General features: G+C 70.5%; 20 protein-coding genes. 8 read left to right on the plus strand and 12 right to left on the minus strand.

Annotated features, from left to right (window positions below; translation table 11 throughout):
• From AB8Z75_RS14540 to AB8Z75_RS14560, 5 genes are all read left to right on the plus strand, one after another.
• Window positions 1-360, plus strand: a 360-nt coding sequence (locus AB8Z75_RS14540) for an RHS repeat-associated core domain-containing protein (protein ID WP_369201934.1), incomplete at its 5' end; no start/stop codon positions are given.
• On the plus strand, window positions 338-619 hold the full coding sequence (locus AB8Z75_RS14545) for a hypothetical protein (RefSeq protein ID WP_369201935.1): 282 nt from the start codon (window positions 338-340) through the stop codon (window positions 617-619). The genes AB8Z75_RS14540 and AB8Z75_RS14545, both read left to right, overlap by 23 nt.
• 632 nt (window positions 620-1,251) lie before the next feature.
• Complete coding sequence (locus AB8Z75_RS14550) at window positions 1,252-1,677, plus strand: hypothetical protein (protein ID WP_369201936.1); 426 nt, start codon at window positions 1,252-1,254, stop codon at window positions 1,675-1,677.
• Between the two features lie 66 nt (window positions 1,678-1,743).
• The gene (locus AB8Z75_RS14555) at window positions 1,744-3,876 is read left to right on the plus strand and encodes a pentapeptide repeat-containing protein (RefSeq protein ID WP_369201937.1); all 2,133 of its coding nucleotides are present in this window, start codon (window positions 1,744-1,746) and stop codon (window positions 3,874-3,876) included.
• A gap of 495 nt (window positions 3,877-4,371) precedes the next feature.
• Complete coding sequence (locus AB8Z75_RS14560) at window positions 4,372-4,710, plus strand: hypothetical protein (protein WP_369201938.1); 339 nt, start codon at window positions 4,372-4,374, stop codon at window positions 4,708-4,710.
• Between the two features lie 217 nt (window positions 4,711-4,927).
• On the opposite strand, the gene AB8Z75_RS14565 is transcribed toward AB8Z75_RS14560, so the two are convergent.
• The 4 genes from AB8Z75_RS14565 to AB8Z75_RS14580 all read right to left on the minus strand — a co-directional run bounded on the left by AB8Z75_RS14565 (window position 4,928) and on the right by AB8Z75_RS14580 (window position 9,165).
• The gene (locus AB8Z75_RS14565) at window positions 4,928-6,556 is read right to left on the minus strand and encodes a DEAD/DEAH box helicase (protein ID WP_369201939.1); all 1,629 of its coding nucleotides are present in this window, start codon (window positions 6,554-6,556) and stop codon (window positions 4,928-4,930) included.
• A gap of 360 nt (window positions 6,557-6,916) precedes the next feature.
• Window positions 6,917-7,120, minus strand: a complete 204-nt coding sequence (locus tag AB8Z75_RS14570) for a cold-shock protein (protein ID WP_114018134.1) — start codon at window positions 7,118-7,120, stop codon at window positions 6,917-6,919.
• Window positions 7,121-7,556: 436 nt separating this feature from the next.
• Window positions 7,557-7,838 carry a MerR family transcriptional regulator gene (locus tag AB8Z75_RS14575; RefSeq protein ID WP_359188820.1) on the minus strand — a complete coding sequence of 94 codons (282 nt, stop codon included), beginning with the start codon at window positions 7,836-7,838 and terminating at the stop codon, window positions 7,557-7,559.
• A gap of 835 nt (window positions 7,839-8,673) precedes the next feature.
• On the minus strand, window positions 8,674-9,165 hold the full coding sequence (locus AB8Z75_RS14580) for a DUF6194 family protein (protein ID WP_369201956.1): 492 nt from the start codon (window positions 9,163-9,165) through the stop codon (window positions 8,674-8,676).
• Window positions 9,166-9,240: 75 nt separating this feature from the next.
• Between AB8Z75_RS14580 and AB8Z75_RS14585 the strand changes: the two genes are divergently transcribed.
• Window positions 9,241-9,993, plus strand: coding sequence for a MerR family transcriptional regulator (locus AB8Z75_RS14585; RefSeq protein WP_369201940.1), 753 nt, complete (start codon window positions 9,241-9,243; stop codon window positions 9,991-9,993).
• Here the strand turns inward: AB8Z75_RS14585 and AB8Z75_RS14590 are convergent.
• Together AB8Z75_RS14590 and AB8Z75_RS14595 are read right to left on the minus strand one after the other, a co-directional pair.
• A complete protein-coding gene (locus AB8Z75_RS14590) occupies window positions 9,965-10,090 on the minus strand; it encodes a DUF397 domain-containing protein (protein ID WP_369201941.1) in 126 nt (41 codons plus the stop codon). The genes AB8Z75_RS14585 and AB8Z75_RS14590 overlap by 29 nt on opposite strands.
• Window positions 10,053-10,979, minus strand: coding sequence for a Scr1 family TA system antitoxin-like transcriptional regulator (locus tag AB8Z75_RS14595; RefSeq protein ID WP_369201958.1), 927 nt, complete (start codon window positions 10,977-10,979; stop codon window positions 10,053-10,055). Before AB8Z75_RS14595 ends, AB8Z75_RS14590 begins: the two co-directional genes overlap by 38 nt.
• A gap of 125 nt (window positions 10,980-11,104) precedes the next feature.
• Between AB8Z75_RS14595 and AB8Z75_RS14600 the strand changes: the two genes are divergently transcribed.
• Window positions 11,105-11,311, plus strand: a complete 207-nt coding sequence (locus AB8Z75_RS14600; RefSeq protein WP_369201942.1) for a hypothetical protein — start codon at window positions 11,105-11,107, stop codon at window positions 11,309-11,311.
• A gap of 135 nt (window positions 11,312-11,446) precedes the next feature.
• On the opposite strand, the gene AB8Z75_RS14605 is transcribed toward AB8Z75_RS14600, so the two are convergent.
• From AB8Z75_RS14605 to iolC, 6 genes are all read right to left on the minus strand, one after another.
• Entirely contained in the window at window positions 11,447-13,813 is a 2,367-nt protein-coding gene (locus AB8Z75_RS14605) for an FUSC family protein (protein WP_369201943.1), read from the minus strand.
• Window positions 13,814-13,936: 123 nt separating this feature from the next.
• On the minus strand, window positions 13,937-15,442 hold the full coding sequence (locus tag AB8Z75_RS14610) for a CoA-acylating methylmalonate-semialdehyde dehydrogenase (RefSeq protein ID WP_369201944.1): 1,506 nt from the start codon (window positions 15,440-15,442) through the stop codon (window positions 13,937-13,939).
• Between the two features lie 68 nt (window positions 15,443-15,510).
• Window positions 15,511-17,397: a 3D-(3,5/4)-trihydroxycyclohexane-1,2-dione acylhydrolase (decyclizing) gene (gene iolD / locus AB8Z75_RS14615; RefSeq protein WP_369201946.1), complete on the minus strand. Its 1,887-nt coding sequence runs from the start codon at window positions 17,395-17,397 to the stop codon at window positions 15,511-15,513.
• The gene (iolB, locus tag AB8Z75_RS14620; protein ID WP_369201948.1) at window positions 17,394-18,452 is read right to left on the minus strand and encodes a 5-deoxy-glucuronate isomerase; all 1,059 of its coding nucleotides are present in this window, start codon (window positions 18,450-18,452) and stop codon (window positions 17,394-17,396) included. The genes iolD and iolB overlap by 4 nt, the downstream gene beginning before the upstream one ends.
• Window positions 18,453-18,456: 4 nt before the next feature.
• Window positions 18,457-19,353: a deoxyribose-phosphate aldolase gene (locus AB8Z75_RS14625; RefSeq protein WP_369201950.1), complete on the minus strand. Its 897-nt coding sequence runs from the start codon at window positions 19,351-19,353 to the stop codon at window positions 18,457-18,459.
• A gap of 287 nt (window positions 19,354-19,640) precedes the next feature.
• Entirely contained in the window at window positions 19,641-20,675 is a 1,035-nt protein-coding gene (gene iolC / locus AB8Z75_RS14630) for a 5-dehydro-2-deoxygluconokinase (protein ID WP_369201952.1), read from the minus strand.
• 239 nt (window positions 20,676-20,914) lie between these two features.
• Between iolC and AB8Z75_RS14635 the strand changes: the two genes are divergently transcribed.
• Entirely contained in the window at window positions 20,915-21,109 is a 195-nt protein-coding gene (locus tag AB8Z75_RS14635; RefSeq protein ID WP_369201954.1) for a MerR family transcriptional regulator, read from the plus strand.
• The last annotated feature ends 48 nt before the right edge of the window (window positions 21,110-21,157 follow it).

Consider the following 21,157-nt stretch of genomic DNA (forward strand, 5'->3'; position numbering starts at 1 on the left):
CCGCCGGACACCACCACCTGCCCCCTCCGCTTCCCCGGCCAATACGCAGACCCCGAGACAGACCTCCACTACAACTACTTCCGCTTCTACGATCCGGAGACGGCCCGCTACCTCAGTCCGGATCCGCTTGGCTTGGGCCCCGGCCCGAACCCCCACACGTATGTCAGCAACAGCCTCTACCTGATCGACCCGCTCGGCCTGGCACCAGCTTGCATCCCGGGACCAAGAATCCGGAAACCTGGCAATGAGGTGGTTCCCTACAACCCCGCTTTGGCAAATCGACAAAAAATGGGAAACACCTGCCAGAGTTGGCGACCCCGAAGGGGTGAACGCTTTCATGGCACGCAGCGGAAAGGGTAGCGGGCACGGGCGCTGGGCGCCCACCGACGACCTACTACACCTCGTCGACGCCTTCCTGGGCGGACGCGATCAATCCCTGCAACTGATCAACAAAATCGAAAGGATCCTGATCGACCACTTTCCCGATTCCGATGTGTTTGAGGAATTGACGGAACCATTGACGCTGTTCCGACCAGGCTGCGGAACGCCATATTACGACGTGCCCGAAATGGAGGAAGTCTTGAGGAGCGCCCGAGATGGCATTGCCGCACTCAGGTAACGCATGCCAGATTCATGTAAGACAAGAGGGCGAGGAGAAGGAGTGGAAGATTATCGTCGAAGGGGACGGCCCTTGGGTATTGCAGCTCGAGTCCCCCATTGGCGTGGAAGCATCGGCACAAGGGGAAGACGTATTCCACGCCTTGCAGGACATGAGAACGGAACTCGCAGGTCGAGGCATCACCCTCTGCTGTAACGGGGCCAGAATCGACACCCGGCCTTCTCCGCAAGCCGCATCGCACGGGGCGTGGATGGTGTACATCCTGCGGATGTGGCGACCTCCAACGATTCGCGATCTTGTCCCTACCTTCGGCTACTGTTGTGAGCGCATCGGATCAGTGGAACAGCAAGACGCTTACTGGAGGCATCACCTCGAACGCAGAAAGAGCTGGTACAACTTCGTCAACCCGCTGTGGTGGATCTATCTATTCACAGCGTCCTGGGGCAGCCCGAAACGGGGAAGTGTTCCCTAATTTTCATTTCCTAGCGCATGCGTCTATACTGCGCGATACCCCCGAAAGGTCGAGGACGACACGTTCGAAGCCCGGATCGAACCCTTGGAGAATTCGTGAGCCTGAATGAGTCGCCGCAAGGCAGCGGGCGATATCGGCGGTGAGCAGCAAGGGTGGCTCGATGCATCCGGACATCGACGCATGGTCGCAAGACCTCGGTGGCGGTCTGGACTACGTGGACTTCGCGAGGCATCGTCTCGGGCTCGCCGACTGGATAGCTTTGTCGAAGTGCTTCCGGCCGCGCTTCGTCGAGGTCTCCGGGTGTGTGATCTGGGAGCGCGCATACGAGCCGGACAACTTCGCCGAGTGGTATCGCACAACTGATGGGGACTTGACGGCGATCGAGGCCGTACTCAATCAGTTCATGCTGTGGCAGGTCGTCACTCCCGCCACCCCGGACGACGAAAGCCGGATCAACGACCTCGCGTCCGACATCGCCTTCATGTGGCGGGCGTGCCTCGAAGCCGACTTCCCAGGCCAGGAGTTCGACGGGGGATCTGTGCACACAGAAGACGGCCCCGTGGTCCGGTTCGTGGTGCGGCGGTGATCTTCGAGCGGTGCGTGGGCGTCACGCACCGGCACACAACCCGAAAGGGTCGTGGAGGATGGTGGTATGCCGATGGAGCCGCCGCACTGGCCGTCCTGTGGGTGGGGGGCCGACGAGGAGAACCGCACGGGGTGCCGGGGTCGCCGGGTGCCGCCGTACACGCGGTGTCTGGCGCATCTCCCGGAGGAGGAGCGCGCCGGCCACCTGCGTGCGCTGCGGCCGGGGGCGAACGTCGACTACTCCGGTACGCGGTTCACGCCCGCTCTCCTTCAGGAGCTGCTGTCCGCGTTACGGGGCCCGGACGACATCGCCCGGTTCGGGTGGGCTGCTTTCGAGCAGGCGGCCTTCGACGCTCACGCGTCGTTCTTCGGGGTGCGCTTCGGCGCGGGCACCCGGTTCGACCGGGCGCAGTTCGGGGACGACGTCTTGTTCAAGAAGGCGGTGTTCGGAGGCGCCGTCTGGTTCAGCGGGGCCTCGTTCGGGGAGAACATCAGTTTCACTCTCGCTGAGTTCGGTGACGGCACGCTGTTTCCCGGCACCCGGTTCGGCGACCGTGCGCGGTTTCGGGGAGCCGTCTTCGGGGAGAGCGCCGACTTCCGCTCCGCTGTCTTCGGTGAGCGCGCCCACTTCGAGGAGGCGCGGTTCGGGGAGGGCGTCTCTTTCGGGGCTGCGCGGTTCGGGACGCGTCTGAGCTTCAACAAAACCACCTTCACCGGCAGGGTCACGTTCGCGGACGCACAGTTCGGCGACAGGGCCACCGTGGAGCGTGCTGCGTTCGCGGGGCTCGCCACGTTCGACAGGGCACGGTTCGGTGACAGGGCGAGCTTCGCCGAGACCGTCTTCCACCGTGCGGTGAACTTCCACGAGGTCCACTTCGACGCGCGGCCGTCGTTCCGTGCCGCGCGGTTTTGCGGCGTCAGCCAGTTCGGCGCCTCCGCCTTCGGCGAGCGTGCCTCGTTCCGGCAGGCGGTGTTCACGAGGGAAGCCCATTTCGGCGGTGCGCGTTTCTCCGCCAACGTGTCCACCAGAGGCGCGGTGTTCGAGGGGCAGTGCTTCTTCAGCAGGGCCACGTTCTCCGACTCCCCGGAGCTGACGGATGTGCGCTTTCTGGCGGGCGTGGATTTCACGGGCGTGAGCTTCGACAAGACGGCGCGCTTCGGCCCCCTGATATGCCGTGGCACCCTCGATCTGTCCGAGGTCACGTTCTCCGACCCGGTCACCCTCGAAGTGGACGCGGATCGTGTCACCTGCTGGCGGACGCGGTGGGCGGCGACAGCCATGCTGCGCGTACGGCGCGCCGACGTCGACCTGTCGGACGCGGTCTTCGAGCAGCCCGTGAGCCTGGTGGCGCACGCCGAGCCGTTCCCCATACGGTCGGCGGGCGGGACCACCCACGGCGCCCGTACGTCGGGCGCGCGGCCCGAGCCTCCCGAGTCTCCCGTGCGGGTGCTCTCCCTCCGGGGCGTGGACGCGGCGCAGCTCATGCTCGACAGCGTCGATCTGAGTGCCTGCCGCATGGCCGGTGCCGTGCACCTCGACCAGATCAGGCTCGAAGGGGAGTACCACTTCGGCCGCGTACCCACCGGCTGGCACCACCGAGGCCGCTTCCCCACCCGATGGACTTCCCGGATCACCCTTGCCGAGGAACAGCGCTGGCGGGCGGCGCGGAACCTCCCTGGCTGGGACGCGGGGCCCGACGGCGTACCGGTGCTGTCCCCCACCGCGTTGGCCTCTCTCTACCGCCAGTTGCGCAAGTCGTTCGAGGACGCCAAAGACGAGCCGGGTGGAGCCGATTTCTACTACGGCGAAATGGAGATGCGGCGCGCGGATCGCACCCGTCCGTGGGGAGAACGCGCGCTCCTCCACCTCTACTGGGCGCTCTCCGGCTACGGCCTGCGGGCGACGCGCGCCCTCGCCTGGCTGGGCCTGGCGATGGGGGCGACGGTGTTGGTGATGGCGGCCTGGGGCGTCCCCGGGCACACGCCCGACGCGGGCCCACCGCCTGCGCCGCTCCACGCCCGGTTCACCGCGCACCGGTTCGACCAGTCGTTGCGCGTCGTCCTGAACTCCGTCGTCTTCCGCTCATCCGGCCAGGATCTGACCACGGCCGGCACCTACGTGGAGATGGGCTCCCGCGTGTCCGAACCGATCCTGCTGGGCCTGGCGGTCCTCGCGGTGCGGGGCCGCGTGAAACGCTGACGCTTCGCCGCGCTTCGCCGCGCTTCCCCGCGCCGCGCCGCGCCGTCAGTGTCGGCCTCTCCTCTTCTGCCCGCCCTGTTCGGGCAGGGGGCTTTCGCGTACCGCTTTACTCCGCTTGAGGCGACCTGGCTCCTGCGACTGTTCGTTGTTCTTGCTGCCGCCGCTCCTCGGTGCGCCGGGAGGTGCGTACGTGCCCGCGCCGCCGGGAACGGGGTTGCCAGGTACCGAGGAGAGGTCTTCACTGCGTGCGGCTTCCGACGCACTCATGTAGAGGGAGTTACGCAGCCAGGGGGCGTTGGCGCTCACTCCCCGTGCCTGGGCGTCGGGAAGCGCGGCCGCTGTCTGGTACGCGTACGAGTCGGGCAGAGAGGCACCCCCCTGCCACTGCGGTCGCTACCGTCACCACGGGACCAGGGTGGAAACCGGTTCATCGCGCGCGGCCTGCATCCGGCCCGTCGCCGCACCCTCCGCCACCACCTCGACTCCAGGATCCGGATGACGCTGTCACCCCTCATCAGGGAGATCCTGCAGGACGGCGAAGATGATTGGGTGGCAATCGACAACGTGATTGCCTACGCCTGGCGCCATGCGGAGAGCAGCGGCACCGACCCGGAGGCAATGACTGTCGAGCTCCTGACAGCGCTGCTCAAGGGGAACCTGATGGAGATCGGCACTCTCGAGGAAGCAGGGTTCAGTCCGTGGTGCATGCCAGTGGCTGACACCGTCAGGACATGTGTCGCCGCCTTCGACACCTACCACTGGGAACCACGCGGCACCCTCTACTGGCTGTCGATTACGGAATCGGGCAGGAGCTGGCTGAACGAGCACCCGTGAACTCCCGCTCCAGCCGGATGCCCTCCGCCGCTCCCCCGCCCCAGCGCAGGGGAGGGCTTTGTCTGGTCGATGAACTCTGACCGGGCGGTGCTTGAGGCCGTGAGCGGGTGCGCGGACGGGGCCCCGCCGTCACGCACCGGGACAGCATCGGGGAACCTAACGCCGCCTCGGCGCTCTCGCCGCCCGCCGCTGTCGTCACCGCCTGCGAGGCGCCGGGTCAGCGCCCTGCTGATCTCACCGGAGACGACGTCGCGGCGGTCCTGCCCCGTGTTCGCTTCCCCGGGCGTTGCCCCTGAGCGGAGGGGGGCTCCTGAGCGGAGGGAGACCTTTGAGAACTGTGAGGCCCTTGGGCCGGGCGGCGTCCTTGAGTCGGACGGTTCCGGCGTGCGCGCCCGGAGGAGCCGGTGCGCTTGGTGGCCTCGGGGCGCTCGGCGGCCAGCGCGGTGGCCGTGACGGAGTGCCCGGACGGCGCCTGGGCGCCGGTGATGCGGCTCAGTTCGGCCTCACCCGAGCGGACCGTGGTGACCTGCGGCTCGATGCCCGCGTCGGCCATCAGCCGGGCCATGTCGCGACGTTGGGTCGGCAGGACGAGGGTGACGACGGTGCCGGTCTCGCCCGCACGGGCGGTACGGCCGCCACGGTGCAGGTAGTCCTTGTGGTCGTTGGGAGGGTCGACGTTGACGACGAGGTCGAGGTTGTCGACGTGAATGCCGCGAGCGGCGACGTTGGTGGCGACCAGGACGTTCGTGCGCCCGGTCTTGAACTGGGCGAGGATGCGGGTGCGCTGAGACTGCGACTTGCCGCCGTGCAGGGCCGATGCCCGCACTCCGACGGCCAGGAGGTCCTTGGTCAGCCGGTCCACCGCATGCTTGGTGTCAAGGAACATGATCACCCGTCCGTCGCGTGCCGCGATCTCCGCGGTGGTGGCGTGCTTGTCGCTGCCGTGCACGTGCAGCACGTGGTGCTCCATGGTGGTGACCGCACCCGCGGAGGGGTCCACGGAGTGGACCACCGGGTCGGTCAGGTAGCGGCGGACGAGGCGGTCGACGTTCCGGTCCAGGGTGGCGGAGAAGAGCAGCCGCTGCCCGCCGGGCCGTACCTGGTCGAGCAGGTGGGTCACCTGGGGCATGAAGCCCATGTCGGCCATCTGGTCCGCCTCATCGAGGACGGTGAGAGCGACGTGGTCGAGCGCGCAGTCGCCCCGTTCGACGAGGTCCTTGAGCCGGCCGGGGGTCGCCACAACGACCTCGGTTCCAGCGCGCAACCTGTTCGCCTGGCGGCCGATCGACATACCGCCGACCACAGCGGTGAGCCACAGCCGCAGCGACCGGGCGTAGGGGGTGAGCGCGTCGGTGACCTGCTGGGCCAGTTCCCGGGTGGGGACGAGGACGAGGGCCAGCGGATGCCGGGGCTCGGCCCGTCGGCCGGCCGTTCGGGCGAGCAGGGCGAGGCCGAAGGCGAGTGTTTTGCCCGAGCCCGTACGCCCGCGGCCCAGCACGTCCCGCCCGGCCAGCGAGTTCGGCAAGGTCACGGCCTGGATCGGGAACGGTACGGCCATGCCTTCGGAACGCAGCGCGGCAAGCAGGCGGTCGGGCAGGGCGAGTTCGGCGAAGCTCTCGACGGCCGGCAGCGGCGGCGTCGTGTTGTCCGGCAGGGCGAACTCCGCTGAACGAGTGGCGGGCCGCCGGCCTGGCCCGCCCTTGCGCCCGGTCTTGGCCGAACGGCCTGGAGCGTTGCGGCGACCGCTCGTCGGAGCGGGGCGCCCGCGACCGCCCCGGCCGGAGCCCGAGCCCGAGCCCGTGCCCGAGCGGGAGGAGTTGTCATGTGTGCGAGCAGTACGGTTCATGGAGAACCTTCCTCGATGCGGCACGTATCGAGGAATGCGTCCCAGCAGTGTCGTGCCGTCTGGGGATTCTCAAGATCGAGCCGTTGAAAAGACGGACGCTTCCTCGCCGCCCCCGGGAGGGGTGGCGGTTCGTCCTGGAAAAAGTGCCGGAGCCGGCCGGGAAGAGAACAGAGAGGGCGGCTCGGGCGGCAGGGACTGGGCAGGAAAACATCCAGCCCGGGGGCGGGAGCTTCGTCGGACGAGAGTGCCGCTCGCTCCCGCAGCGTGTCCGTAGCGTACCCGTCAGAAATTCACGGGCACCCGGAATACAGCGAGCTGGGGCTCGCACCGATGGTGCGGGCCCCAGCTGCGTGGTACGCGTCAGGCGGGGACGATGTTCTCCGCCTGCGGGCCCTTCTGGCCCTGCGTGACATCGAAGTTCACCTTCTGGCCTTCAAGAAGCTCACGGAAGCCGGTGGCGGCGATGTTCGAGTAGTGGGCGAAGACGTCAGCGCCGCCACCCTCCTGCTCGATGAAGCCGAAGCCCTTTTCCGAGTTGAACCACTTAACGGTGCCAGATGCCATGTACGAATCTCCTTGGGGGGCAGTGCCCGGAGCCCACACCTTGCGGACTCGGAGTCGCTGCGATGATTTCCCCTCCGGAAACTCCGGAAATGAAAACGTACTCGTCGACACGTGTCGTCAGAGCATCTGAAATCTTTGGGAACCACAACTGCAACTAGCATCCACCGTAACACGGTCTGCCCGCGACCACCTGCGGCCGACAATTCGAGAGGTGTCGGAGCGGAATTTATGGTCGCCCACTTCGTGTATTTCTGCAACGGCGGTAAGAGGTATGCGCCTACGGCCGGCGGACCCGTCATCCGAGGCCGGCAGCCGACCGCCCCGAACAGCAGGTCGTGTCTCGGCGGGGAAACCGGAGCGGACAGTGGACGCGTGCAGCGCACTTCCGGGCGCCGCGCCGCGCTCTCACGGTGCGCGGGACCGGTGGCGGCACGCGTCAGCCATCGGTCGACGACTGGGGCGATGCGCCGCTGTGGCGCAGTTGCTCATTGATGCGCTTGGCATCTTCAAGCTGGTCTTCAAGGATGATGATGCGGCAGGCGGCATCGATCGGGGTCCCCTGATCGACCAGTTCGCGTGCGCGCGCCGCGATGCGCAGCTGGTAGCGGGAGTAGCGGCGGTGCCCGCCCTCCGAGCGGAGCGGAACGATCAGTTTCGCCTCGCCGATGGCCCGCAGGAAGGCCGGCGTGGTGCCGATCATCTCGGCGGCCCGGCCCATGGTGTAGGCGGGGTAGTCGTCATCGTCGAGACGGCTCGACGGGGTGGAGCGATCATCTGCGGCCACTGGCACCTCTCGGAAAACGCGTCGAGGGGCCTTGGTGCCGCACGGCACCAAGGCCCCGAGGGGGATCAACACCATCTACCGGCTATAACTGCACCGGTTTCTTTTCTCCGCATCGCCGCCCAGAAGGACGGGTGCGTGGATCGCGGCTGCTTGACCGGGGACCACCTTCCAATCCGGGGTCTGCGGTACCCGGGCGGACCTTGCCCACCCGGGCGATCCTGATGGCGTCTGCACCTCCTCCTTCTCTGATCACTTACTCGCACTGCAACGGTGGTACTGCTCGCAGCCCCTGGGGCTGCCGGGCCCGGCAGCCAGCGGCGGAACCCTCACGTATCCGGCCCCGCCGCTCGGCTGCCGTTCCCTTCCTTGAACTTCGCGTGCGGCAGTTCGTCACCTGCCGCACCCATCTGCCCTTCGTGAGTACAAGAAAAACTCTAGCGCCCACCCCTCACGATGTCTACACCCGCCGCCACAGTTTTTCTTCAGGGGGCGGAGCCGTGATGCGGAGACGCCGTCGCAGCCGTGCGCAGCGACGGCGTGCCCTGCTCTTGCCTCCTGCGGGCCAGTGCGCACGCTCCCATGCAGGTCGGCTGCACAGGCGGTCTTCGGGAGTCATGCGTCGTTCTTCGGGCGCACTTTGGGGCGGGCCCCCGGTTCGACGGGGCGGAACAGGGACGACGTCCCGTTCAAGAAGGCGCTGTCCGAGGGTGCCGCCTGGTTCAGCGGGGACCGACGGCGGCGACGGGGACGCCGCGCGCTGCGTCACCGGTCACCGCCCGGCGCCGCCATCCCCCTCTGCTGCCGTATCGCCTCTCCGGCGTTCCGCCCGGCGCCTGGCGTTCTCGTGCGCCTCGCGAAGCAGCCGGGCTGCCAACGGGCCGGTGGCGGAGTCCGGGTTGGTGATCGAGACCCACCCTTGTGCGCGGTACACCGGGTGAGGGAGGACGACGTCGGTGGCGGTGTAGTCCCTCGGCGAGAACTCGGCTCGGGGATCCTCTCCCGTCAGCTCGACGAACGCCTCCCTGCCGACGCGGATGTTCAGCCGCCGGCGGTCAGGACGGTCGAGGTCGCACATGGTATCGCCGGGATAGTTCTTCGTGACGAGCGTGGCGTAGGGCTGTTCACGCTGCGGCACCTGGCCGTCGGGGGCGTAGTAGAAGAAGTGGTCGCCCCAGGCGATCTCGGGAAACGCACTGCCCTCGCCGGGCGCGAGCTCGAGCACCCCATCGAATGAGCGGATCGTCTCGAGGAGCTGGTTCATACTCATGGTTCAAGCGTGTACTTGAAGTGCTAATGGAGGGTTCGCGTGGACACGACCGGCGAAGAGGATGCGCCCATGAGCACCGCCGCTGTCGCGGCAGCGTCGGGGTACTCCGCGCAGCAGGTCCGCGACTTGGAGGCCTTGGGCGTTCTTCCCGCTGCAAAGAGAGCGCGCAACGGCTACCGGCGTTTCTCCGCTGCCCACCTGCGCGCCCTGCGCGCGTACCGCGACCTCGCGCACGCCGTGGGCCCCGTCGACGCCCGGCACGCCATGCGAGAGATCCGCCTCCGGCCACCCCGTCAGGGGACGGCGCTGATCTGCGGGTTCCATGCCAGGCTCAACGACGAACGAGAGCAGGCGCTCGCGGCCCGTCTCGCGCTGGAGTCCATCCGAGCCGAGGCGGCAACCGACGCCGCACCCGGTGAAGCGGACTCCATGACCATCACCGAGCTGTCGCAGGCCCTCGGGGTCAAGGCGTCCACCCTCCGCTTCTGGGAGAAGAGCGGCCTGGTGGCACCGGACCGGGTCACCACGCGAGCGGGAACAGCCCGGCGCTACCCCCTCACCGCCATCCGGGAAGCTCGCATCACCGCGGCGCTGCGAGCAAGTGGCTACCGCATTCCCGACGTACAGAAAGCGGTCACGGCAATCCGCGACCTCCACGACGTGAGCCACTCACTCGCGGCACTCGACACCCGCCTGGAGGCCATCTCCCAACGCGCACTCGCCCTTCTACGCGCAGGCACCCAACTGGCAGAGATCATCACGTCGGCTCCGGCCCCGGGTCTGAGCAGACGGTTCAGCGCACGCGCCGCTTCAGCCCGTTGACGAACACCGTCCAGGCCGCTGCCGAGTACACGAGCGGCGTGCGGGCGGGCGCCTTGCTGTCACGCACCGGGACGATGCCAGGGAATCCGTCCGCCACCTCGACGCAGTTGCCGCCGTCCGGGTTGCTGTAGCTGCTTGCGCGCCAACGCGCGCCGGCTAGATCCACCATGCTTGTAGCCCTCCGCTGCATCGGCGATCATCCGCGCGGACATGGGCGTGGGAAGCGACTCCGCACGCACCTGATCGTATGCCCGGGAGTAGAGCTTAACCTGGTCCGGCTCTTCAAACAGTTGTCCGTGGTCGGCGCCTTCGGCGTACGCCACTTCGGTGCCGTCCGGCATGGTCAGCAAGGTGAGCGACCCTCCCTGCATCGGGTGCGCCCCAGAGGCGAAAGGGAGCACCTGAACCGTGTGCTGATCGCACACCTGGCGCATCAACTCAAGTTGCCCGTACATCGTCCGGTCGCCGCCTACCCGACGCGCGAGAACCGCCTCGTCGAGCACGACGCACAGCGTCGGAGCATCGCTTCGCCGCAAACGGCTCTGCCGCTCCATACGCAGCGCTAGTCGCTCTTCCAGGAGTTGGGCGCCCGTCATGGTGCGCCCCACGCTCAGCACCGCCCGGGCATAGGCCTCTGTCTGAAGGAGCCCCGGCACTGCCTGTGAGGCGTACTCGCGAATGTGAGCAGCGCGGGCAGCAAGCTCCATGAACCTCTGCGCCCAATCCGGGAAGCTTTCCCGGTACACGTACGGCCACAGGTCGTTCAGCAATCCGCCCGCGCCGACCGCCAGGTCCAGCGCCGCGGTCAGTTCGGCCGTCGGCCGCGCGCCGGAGGCGCGTTCGATCTGGGCGATGCGGGACTGGGTGACGAACACCTTGCCCGCGAGCTCCTGTTGGCTCCAGCCGCGCAGCTCGCGCAGGCGTTTGAGGTGGGTGCCGAAGAGGACGGCCATGCTCGTGGACGGGTCGGGACGGCCGTTGGCCATGGGCTTACGTCGGCTCATTACTTCGTCACCACTCATGCTGTCGGTGCTGTTGAGATTACGCCCGGTGACGCACTCTTGAGGTCCGGAAGGGAAATCTCCAGCATTCAAGAGGCATAGAGGCAGCCATGGAACGGGAACGAGCGAGCCGCGAGCAGTGTCTGGACTGCGAGTGGTACCGGACGCAGATCAACCGGGCGGCCGGGGACCCGGAGCCGCGGGCTGATCTGGAGGCGCTGTTCGGAGCACACCTGCGGCACAAGCACAGTGACGGCGAGCACAGTGACGGCGAGCGCGGTGACGGCACGCGTCGCCGCCCGCTGCGGAGTGTGTGACCGTGTGGGGCGAGGGCGAGCGGGTGCGCGACGAGAAGACGGGGAAGGCGGGGACCGTCGTGCAGGTGACGGGGCCCGCGCCGTTCATCTACCGGGTCATGGTGGAGGCGGCAGCCGGCGAAGGTGAGCCGCCGATCATGATTTATCGGTACGGGCACCAGTTGCGTGGGGCTCCCGTCCGCGTCCCGAGGAGTCGCGGGGAGCCACCGCGTGGGCGAGGTCGTCCAACGCGTCGGTGAGGAGTTCGGCGGTGCGCAGGGCGACCGGGGGCGGGTGGTCGGCCTGTTCCCACCAGCGGGTGAGGGCGGCGTGGACGTCGCCCCACTCGACCGGTTCGCTCGATCGGATGGCGGTGGTGGCGGCGGCGACCGCGGGCGCGAGGGCGGCGGAGAAGTCGACGGCACCGGGGTCGGAGGGGGCCTCCCTGTCGGGAAGGTGCGCCTCCAGCAGCATGGTGGCGCGCCCGAGGGTGACGAGCGCGGACTGGGCGTCGCTGGCGGAGCGCCGGGAGAGCGGGGAGTGCGTGCCGCGGTGGCGTACGGGTTCGGCTTCGGCGCGGTTGACGGTCTGTTCCCAGGTCTGACGGGCCGCGCGGGTGTCGAGCAGGGCTTCGCGGACCTGGCGGGGGGCGCGTTCGGCGGGTTGGGCGAAGGCGTCCATGACGGCGATGGCGTAGCGGCCCGTGGCGGCGAGCCAGTCGGCGAGCCGGTCGCGCAGCAGGGGGGTTTCCCAGGCGGGGAAGAGCGCGTAGCTGAGCATGGCCAGTACTCCGCCGAGTGCGGTGAGTCCGGCGCGTTCGTAGGCGGTCTGGTACCAGTCGGTGCCCAGGATGCCGAGGAGGAAGACGACGTAGGCGCCGGTGCAGATGGAGGTGATGGCCTGTCCGGTGCGCATCAGCAGGTACATGAAGCCGACGCTGACGACGGCGAGGGCCGCGCTCAGGTAGGGGCCCGGGCTCGCCAGTGCCATGACGGTGCCGGCGACGGCGACGCCGAGCAGGGTGCCGACGAACCGGCCCACGCCGCGTTCGTAGGTGCGGGAGAAGTCGGGCCGCAGCACCATGGCGGCGGTGAGGGGGACCCAGTAGCCGTGGGCGGGCGGCAGCGCGTTGCCCAGGAGGTAGCCGACGGAGGCGACGACGCTGACGCGGATCGCGTGGCGCAGGATCGCGGAGCGCCAGTGGAGTTCGCGCCGGAAGGAGCGCACGGCGACGGGGACGAGTCCCGCGAGGGTGGGCATGTGCAGGTGGCGTTCGCGGGCGAGCGCGTGCCCCGCGGCGGGGGTGTGTTTGCCGCCTGCCGCCTTGGTCTCCTCGAGGCGGGCGGCCTCGGCCTCCTCGGCGGCCAGATCCTCGGGGTCGGGGCCGTAGGGCCCGTCGAGGCTGGCGTCGACGAGGGGCGCGCGGTCGGGGAAGCCGCGGCGGCGGCCTTCGCGGTCGGCCACGTGCCAGGTGACGCGGGCCAGTACGCCGCCGCGGGTGACCTCGACGGGTTCCTGGGCGGCCTCGACGGCGTCGTCGGTGAGCGCGATCAGGCGGAGTCCGGCGCGCCGTGCGGGTCCGGAGAGGACGGGTCCGCTCTTGGGGACGCGCAGGACGTCGAGTGCCTGGTCGGGCAGGCGGACGCGTTCGCCGCGCCGGACGGCGCGGGCGGTGGCGTCCAGCACGGTGGCCGCGGCGGACAGGAGTTCGCGTACCCGGTCGCGTTCGGGACCGACCATCGGCGCGCCGCCGACGACGGGGTCGGCGAGCGAGGCGAGGACGGGGCGGAAGCGTTCGGCCAGTGCGCGGTAGCCGTGCAACTGGCGGGGGCGGCGGCGGGCCTGGCGCGGGGTGACGTAGGCGGCGCTGCGGGCCTCGATCAGGGGTTCGGGGTCGAAGGGTGCCATCGGGTCGTGCCGCAGCCTGCGGGCGTAGTCGGCGACGCCGGCGAGCGCGTCGGCGAGCGCCTCGCGCCGTTCGCCCCAGGGCCTGATGGGGAACAGCACGATGAGTCCGGCCTGCACGACGCCGCCCGCGGCGATCAGCGCGGCGTGGTTGAGCGCACCGAGTGTGGAGGCGGGCAGGTGGACGGTGATGAGCATCACGGAGATGTTGAACGCGGCGACCACTCCTGAGGTGGGCCCTATCCCCCACGCCATACCGGCCAGGAACGCCCACAGGGCGAGCAGCAGCACGAACGCCCACGGCCAGCCGACGAGCAGATAGCCGAGGAAGGTGGAGATCGCCAGCCCGGCGGAGGCGGCCAACGCCAGTACGGGCCGGGGCCGCCAGCTGCGCTGGAAGGTGGCGATGCCGGAGGCGAAGGCGCCGAAGGCGCTGGAGACCGCGAGTTGCGGCGTGCCGATGAGCAGCGCCAGCCCGACCACGACGCCCACGCCGCACGCGCCGCGTACCGCTATCAGCGGCGTCAGCGACGCGCGCTCCACGGTCAGCCCGGAGCGGGCGGTGTCCTTGAGCGCCCGGAGCCAGGCCAGCGGTGCGGCGTTCATGTTCCCGAGCATGCGGTCGAGGTTACCGAGAAAGAGCGGCCATGTGCCGCCTGAGCAGGCGCTCCCCGCCGTGGCGGACCACGGAGGATCCGCCGCCGTCCGTGGCGGACGGCGGCGGTGCGGTCCTCCGGGCCGTCAGTGGTTGCTCGGGAAGCCGAGGTTGACGCCGCCACCGTCTTCCGGGGCGGGCCAGCGGGTGGTGATGACCTTGCCGCGGGTGTAGAACTGCACGCCGTCGTTGCCGTAGATGTGCAGGTCGCCGAAGAGGCTCTGCTTCCAGCCGCCGAAGGAGTGGTAGCCCACGGGCACCGGGATGGGCACGTTGACGCCGACCATCCCGGCCTCGACCTCCAGCTGGAAGCGGCGGGCGGCGCCGCCGTCGCGGGTGAAGATGGCGGTGCCGTTGCCCCACTTGCTGGCGTTGATCAGGGCGATCGCCTCGTCGTAGGTCTCGGCGCGCACGACGCTGAGCACGGGGCCGAAGATCTCGTCGTCGTAGGCGGCCATGCCGGGGGTGACCTTGTCGAGGAGGGAGACGCCGAGGAAGAAGCCGTCGGCGCACTCGGGGTGTCCTTCGACGGTCAGGCCCGTGCCGTCGACGACGACCTCGGCGCCCTGCGCGGCGGCGCCGGTGACGTAGGAGGCGACCTTGTCGCGGTGCTCGCGGGTGATGAGCGGGCCCATCTCGCTGGCCGGGTCGGTGCCGGGGCCGATGCGCAGCGCGCGGGCCCGCTCCGCGATCCGGGCGACGAGCGCGTCGCCCGCCGCGCCGACAGCCACCACCACGGAGACGGCCATGCAGCGTTCGCCCGCCGAACCGTAGGCGGCGCTCACGGCGTTGTCGGCGGCGTGGTCGAGGTCGGCGTCGGGCAGCACGAGCATGTGGTTCTTGGCGCCGCCGAGCGCCTGGACGCGCTTGCCTGCGGCGGTGGCCTCGGCCTGCACGTGGCGGGCGATGGGCGTGGAGCCGACGAAGGAGACGGCGGCCACGTCGGGGTGGGACAGCAGGCGGTCGACGGCCACCTTGTCGCCGTTGACGACGTTGAGGACGCCTTCGGGCAGGCCCGCCTCGGCGGCCAGTTCCGCGAGCCGGTAGGCGGCCGAGGGGTCCTTCTCGCTGGGCTTGAGCACGAAGGTGTTGCCGCAGGCCACCGCCAGCGGGAACATCCACATCGGCACCATGGCGGGGAAGTTGAACGGCGAGATGCCGGCCACCACGCCGACGGGCTGCCGGATGGAGGAGACGTCGACCCGGGTGGAGACCTCGGTGGACAGCTCGCCCTTGAGCTTCTCGGGGATGCCGCAGGCGAGCTCCACGATCTCCATGCCGCGGGCGACCTCGCCGAGCGCGTCCGCGTGCACCTTGCCGTGTTCGGCGGTGATCAGCGCGGCGATCTCGTCGCGGTGCGCGTCCAGCAGGGCGCGGTAGCGGAACAGGAACGCGGTGCGCTTGGCCAGCGAGGAGCGCGACCAGGCGCGGTAGGCCGCCTTGGCGGCGGCGACCGCCGTGTCCACCTCGTCGGCGGAGGCGAGGGAGACCTGCGTGGGCTGGGCGCCGGTGGCCGGGTTCCAGACGGGTCCGACGGTGCCGGAGGTCGACTCGTACGGCTTGTTGCCGATCCAGTGGCCGAGGGTCTTCATGGGGGGCCGGGACCTTTCTCGGGACGGGGGTGTGTGCCGGCTGCCGGCTGGTGTTGCCGCCGGTGGGGTCACAGGGGGCGGCGCTGCCGGGCGCGTTGCCGCTCGTACTCCTCGCGTGCCGCGCGGGCGGCCGGGCGTGTGGAGGTCTCGGCGACGGCCACGTCCCACCAGGCCTCGGGCCCCGGCGCCGGCACGTCGGGTTCGGTGTCGGTCTCGACGTACACGCACGTGGGGCGGTCGGAGGCGCGGGCCGCCGCCAGGGCCGCGCGGAGCTGTTCGCAGGTGGCGGCGCGGTGCACCTCCATGCCGAGCGAGGCGGCGTTGGCGGCCAGGTCGACGGGCAGCGGGTCACCGGTGTAGCCGCCGTCCGCGTCGCGGTAGCGGTAGGCGGTGCCGAAGCGTTCGCCGCCGGTCTGTTCGGACAGGCCGCCGATGGAGGCGTAGCCGTGGTTCTGGACGAGGACGACGTTGATGTTCACGCCCTCCTGGACGGCGGTGACGATCTCGGTGGGCAGCATCAGGTACGTGCCGTCGCCCACCAGCGCCCACACGGTGCGCTCCGGATCGGCCAGCGCGACGCCGACGGCGGCCGGGATCTCGTAGCCCATGCACGAGTAGCCGTACTCGACGTGGTACTGGCGCGGCGAGCGGGCGCGCCAGAGCTTGTGCAGGTCGCCGGGCATCGACCCGGCCGCGTTGAGGACGACGTCCTCGTCCCCGACGACGGAGTCGAGCGCGCCGAGCACCTGCGTCTGGGAGGGCCTCGCGTCCGCGTCCAGGGGGTGCGGCGCGAACGCCTCGGAGACGGCGCGCTCCCAGGCTTCCTTGCCGCGGGTGTACTCGGCCTCGTAGTCGGGTGAGACCCGGTGGCCGCGCAGCGCCCCGGTGAGCGCCTCCAGGCCGGCGCGCGCGTCGGCGACGGCGGAGAGTCCGGCCCTCTTGTGGCTGTCGAAGGCGGCGATGTTGAGGTTGAGGAAGCGGGCGCCCGGGGGGAAGAGGGTGTTCGAGGCGGTGGTGAAGTCGGTCCAGCGGGTGCCGACCCCGACGACCAGGTCGGCGGTGCGCGCGAGTGCGTCGGCCACGGCGGTGCCGGTGTGGCCGATCCCGCCCACGTCGCAGGGGTGGTCGAACCGCAGGGAGCCCTTGCCCGCCTGGGTGGAGGCGACGGGTACGCCGGTGACGTCCGCGAAGGCCCGCAGCGCCGCTTCGGCCTCGCTGTGGTGGACGCCGCCGCCGGCGACGATGAGCGGCCGGCGGGCGGTGCGGACCGCCTCGGCCGCCGCCGCCAGCACCTCCGGCTCCAGCCCCGGGCGGCCCACCCGCCAGGTCCGCTCGGCGAAGAACTCCTCGGGCCAGTCGTGGGCCTCCGTCTGCACGTCCTGCGGCAGCGCGAGGGTGACGGCGCCCGTCTCGGCGGGGTCGGCCAGCACCCGCGCGGCACCGAGCGCGGCGGGGATGAGCGCCTCGGGACGCAGCACCCGGTCGAAGTAGCGGGAGACGGGGCGCAGCGCGTCGTTGACGGAGACGTCGCCCGCGTAGGGGACCTCCAACTGCTGGAGGACGGGGTCGGGGGCGCGGGTGGCGAAGATGTCGCCGGGCAGCAGCAGGACGGGCAGCCGGTTGAGGGTGGCCAGCGCGGCTCCGGTGACCAGGTTGGTGGCGCCCGGGCCGATGGAGGTGGTGACGGCCTGCGCGGAGAGCCGGCCCTTGTGCCGGGCGAAGCCGACGGCGGCGTGCACCATGGCCTGTTCGTTGCGGCCCTGGTGGAAGGGGAGCGGTGCGCCGGGGCCCTGGCCGCTCTCGACGAGGGCCTGGCCGATACCGGCGACGTTGCCGTGTCCGAAGATGCCCCAGCAGGCGTCGATGAGGCGGTGCCGTTGTCCGTCGCGCTCGGTGTGCTGCGCGGCGAGGAAGCGTACGAGGGCCTGTGCGACGGTCAGCCTGACGGTGGTCACCGCTTCGTCTCCCCTTCCCGCGCGCCGGCGCGTGCCTCTTCGGACGAGCCGGCACGCGCCTCTTCGGGCGAACTGGCATGTGCCTCTTCGGACGAGCCGGCACGCGCCTCTCCGGACGAACTGGCGTGTGATGCTGCGGAATCCTTCGCCTCGTACAGCGGAAGCCTGGGATCCACAGGAGTTTCGGCCCACGTACCACGAATCCACGCGTGATCAGGATGGTCGCAGATATGCCACGCGCGATCCACCCCGGGACCGGCCATCACGTTCAGGTAGTACATGTCGTGGCCGGGCGCGGCCATGGAGGGCCCGTGCCAGCCGTCGGGGATCAGCACGGCGTCACCGCCGCGTACCTCGGCGAGCACGTCGGTGCCCCGCCCGCGACCGCTGGGGGTGACGCGCTGGTAGCCGACGCCCTCCGTGGCCCCGTGCGGGGCGATCTCGTAGTAGTAGATCTCCTCCAGCTCGCTCTCGACGCCCTCGCGCGCCTCGTCGTGCTTGTGCGGCGGGTAGGAGGACCAGTTGCCGCCCGGGGTGAGCACCTCGACGGCGATGAGCCGGTCGGCCTCGAACACGTGCGCGGCGGCGAAGTTGTTGACCTGCCGCGAGCACTGCCCGCTGCCCCGCAGCTCGACGGGCACGTCCTCGGCGGCGCCGTACCGCACCGGCAGCCGCCGCTCGCAGCGCGCGCCGGTCAGCGCGAACCGGCCGCCTGCCGCGCTGCTGAGGGACACCTGCGCGTCACGCGGCACGTAGGCGAAGTCGCTGACGGCGGCGAACACGCTCTCCCTGCCGTGCAGGTGGAGCGTGACCCCGTCGGCCTCGACGGTGCAGCCGCCGGACAGCGGCAGCACGATCCACTCGCTCCCGCCGGTCTCCCAGACGTGCGAGCCGCCCGGCTCCACCTCCAGCACCCGCAGCGAGGAGTAGCCCCAGCCCGCGCTCCGCGGATCGATGTCGACGGCGTAGGGGCCCGCGGCGGCCCGCCCCGCCCGGAGGTGGAAACCGTTCGTGGTGTCTGTCGTTCCGGTGCCTGTCGTTCCGGTGCCTGTCATCTCGTCACAGCCCTTTCGTCAGCCCGACGGCGGTGTCCACGGCCGCGCTCACCTCGCCGTCGGCCGGGTAGAGCAGGGAACGCCCGACGACCAGCCCACGCACGGTCGGCAGGCTCAGCGCCCTCCGCCACTTCTCATAGGTGCCCTCCTGATCGCCGCTCACCTCGCCGCCGAGCAGGACGACGGGCAGCGCGGAGGTCTCGCACACCCACGCCATGTCCTCGGGGTCCGCGGTGACCGGCAGTTTGAGCCAGGTGTAGGCGGAGGTGCCGCCGAGTCCGGAGGCGATGGCGACCGAGCGGGCGACGGCGGGACCGCTCAGGTCGTTGACCAGCCTGCCGTCCACCCGTCCCGCCAGGAACGGTTCGACGAAGACGGGCAGCCGGCGGGACGCCATCTCATCGATGGCGCGCGCGGTGGCGTGCAGCGTCCGCAACGAGCCGGGATCGCTGTAGTCGATGCGCAGCAGCAGCTTGCCCCCGTCGAAGCGCAGCCGCTCGATGTCCTCAGGACGGTGCCCGGTGAACCGGTCGTCCAGCTCGAAGGCGGCGCCCGCCAGCCCGCCCCGGTTCATCGAACCCAGCACCACCTTGTTCTCCAGCGCCCCCAGGAGCAGCAGGTCCTCCAGGATGTCGGCGGTCGCCAGCACCCCGTCGACACCGGGCCGGGAGAGAGCGGTGACGAGGCGTTCGAGGAGTGCGGCGCGGTTCGCCATGGCGAGCGCGTCGTCCCCGACGGCCAGCGCGCCGCGCGCCGGATGGTCCGCGGCAACGATCACCAGCCGCTCGCGCTCGTCCACCAGCGGACGGCGCGCGCGGTGAGCCGCCGCCTCGGCGATGGCCTGAGGATGCCGGGTGCGCACGGACGCCAGCTCCGAGAGGCTGACACTGCTGCTGGCCAAGGTGGGCTCGCTTTCGAAGGGTTGGGGGATGGCCGCGCTCCGGCCGTAGGACACGGGGAGGGCGCCGGCACGTGGGCCGGGGCAGCGGTCGGGCGCCCCGAGGCTCGGCGGCCGACCCCGCCGACCCGACGCCGCCATCACCCCGACGCCGCCACCGGCCCGACGCCGCCATCGGCCCCTCGCCTCCACCGACCCCTCGTCTTCACCTGTCGGCGCCTTCACCGGTCGGCGGCTTCACCGGTTTCACCGGCCCGGCCAGAACCGGGCCGGCCGGGCCGGGCGCCCGTTCAGCCGCGCAGCAGTTCCTCGACCTCGGACTCCGCCGGCATCGCGGAGGAACACGCCAGCCGTGAGGCGACCAGCGCACCGGCGGCGTTGGCGTACCGCATCACGTACTCCAGGTCCCAGCCGGCCAGCAGCCCGTGGCACAGGGAGCCGCCGAACGCGTCCCCGGCGCCCAGCCCGTTGACGACCTCGACCGGGTGCGGTGGCACCTGCGCGGTCGTGCCGTCCGCGTGGACCGCCAGCACGCCCGCAGGGCCCCTCTTGACGACGGCCAGCCGGGCGCCGGCCGCCAGCAGGGCCTCGGCACAGGCGCGCGGCTCGCGGGCCCCGGTGGCGACCTGGCACTCGGCGAGGTTGCCCACGGCGACGGTGGCGTGGGCGAGAGCCGCGCGGTAGTGGGGGCGGGCCGCCTCGGCGGCCTCGGCCTCGGTCAGCTCCCCGTCGGTGCCCGCGCCCCAGAACATGGGCCGCCAGTCGAGGTCGAAGACGGTGGCGACGGCAGTGCCCTCGCCGTGCGGTCCCGCACCCGTGGCCGCCACGCCGTCCGGCGCCCGGCCCTTTCCGCGTGCCGCCAGCGCGGCGAGGGTGGCCGTGCGGCTGGGTTCCGCGCACAGCCCGGTGCCGGTCATCCAGAAGATGCGGGCGGCGGCGATACCGGGCAGCTCCAGTTCGTCGGCCCGCAGTTCGAGGTCGGGCGCCTTGGGCTGGCGGTAGAAGTAGAGCGGGAAGTCGTCCGGCGGGAAGATCTCGCAGAACGTGACCGGGGTGGGGTAGCGCCGCACGGGCGTCACCCACCGGTCGTCCACGCCGAAGCCGCGCAGCGCCTCGTGGCAGTAGACGCCGAACGGGTCGTCACCCGTGCGGGTCACCACCGCGGTGGAGCGGCCGAGCCGCGAGGCGGCGACGGCCACGTTGGTGGCGGAACCGCCCAGGAACTTCCCGAAGCTTTCCACGTGCTGGAGCGGCACGCCGGTCTGGAGGGGGTAGATGTCGACCCCGATGCGGCCCATGGTGACCACGTCGTGCGGTGCGGTCATGTATCGCGTCCCCTCTCTTCGGCGGGTGCGTGCCCGGCACATCGTCCGCCGCGTCGGAGACACCTGTCAACGGTTTGTCCTTACATATTGACCTTCTATTCGGCGCGTCCGTCACCAATGTCACGGTTCCACGGGACCGCTGTCACAGGGCACCCACAGCACCCCGTCGAGGATCACTCCGCGTCGTTCACCCCACACAGGCTGACGACCTGCCCACCAGCCAACCTGGGAGGTGCGAGATGGCCGACCGACGGCTCTGGTCGTACAAGGAGATCGCCGCGCACATCGGCGTGCAGCCCGACACCGTGCGCTCCTACAAGAAGAACGGCCTCCTACCGCCGCCCGACCTCGTGGAGGGAGGTAAGCCCTACTGGTTCGCGGACACCGTCCGCGACTGGGTCACCCGCAGGCCGGGGCACCGCGGAGGCCGCTGACGAGGCTCCACCGAAGGTCCGACCGGGGGCCCCACCGGGGGGCGGGGC

The organism is Streptomyces sp. PU-14G (genome assembly GCF_041028275.1).
GTDB lineage: Bacteria > Actinomycetota > Actinomycetes > Streptomycetales > Streptomycetaceae > Streptomyces.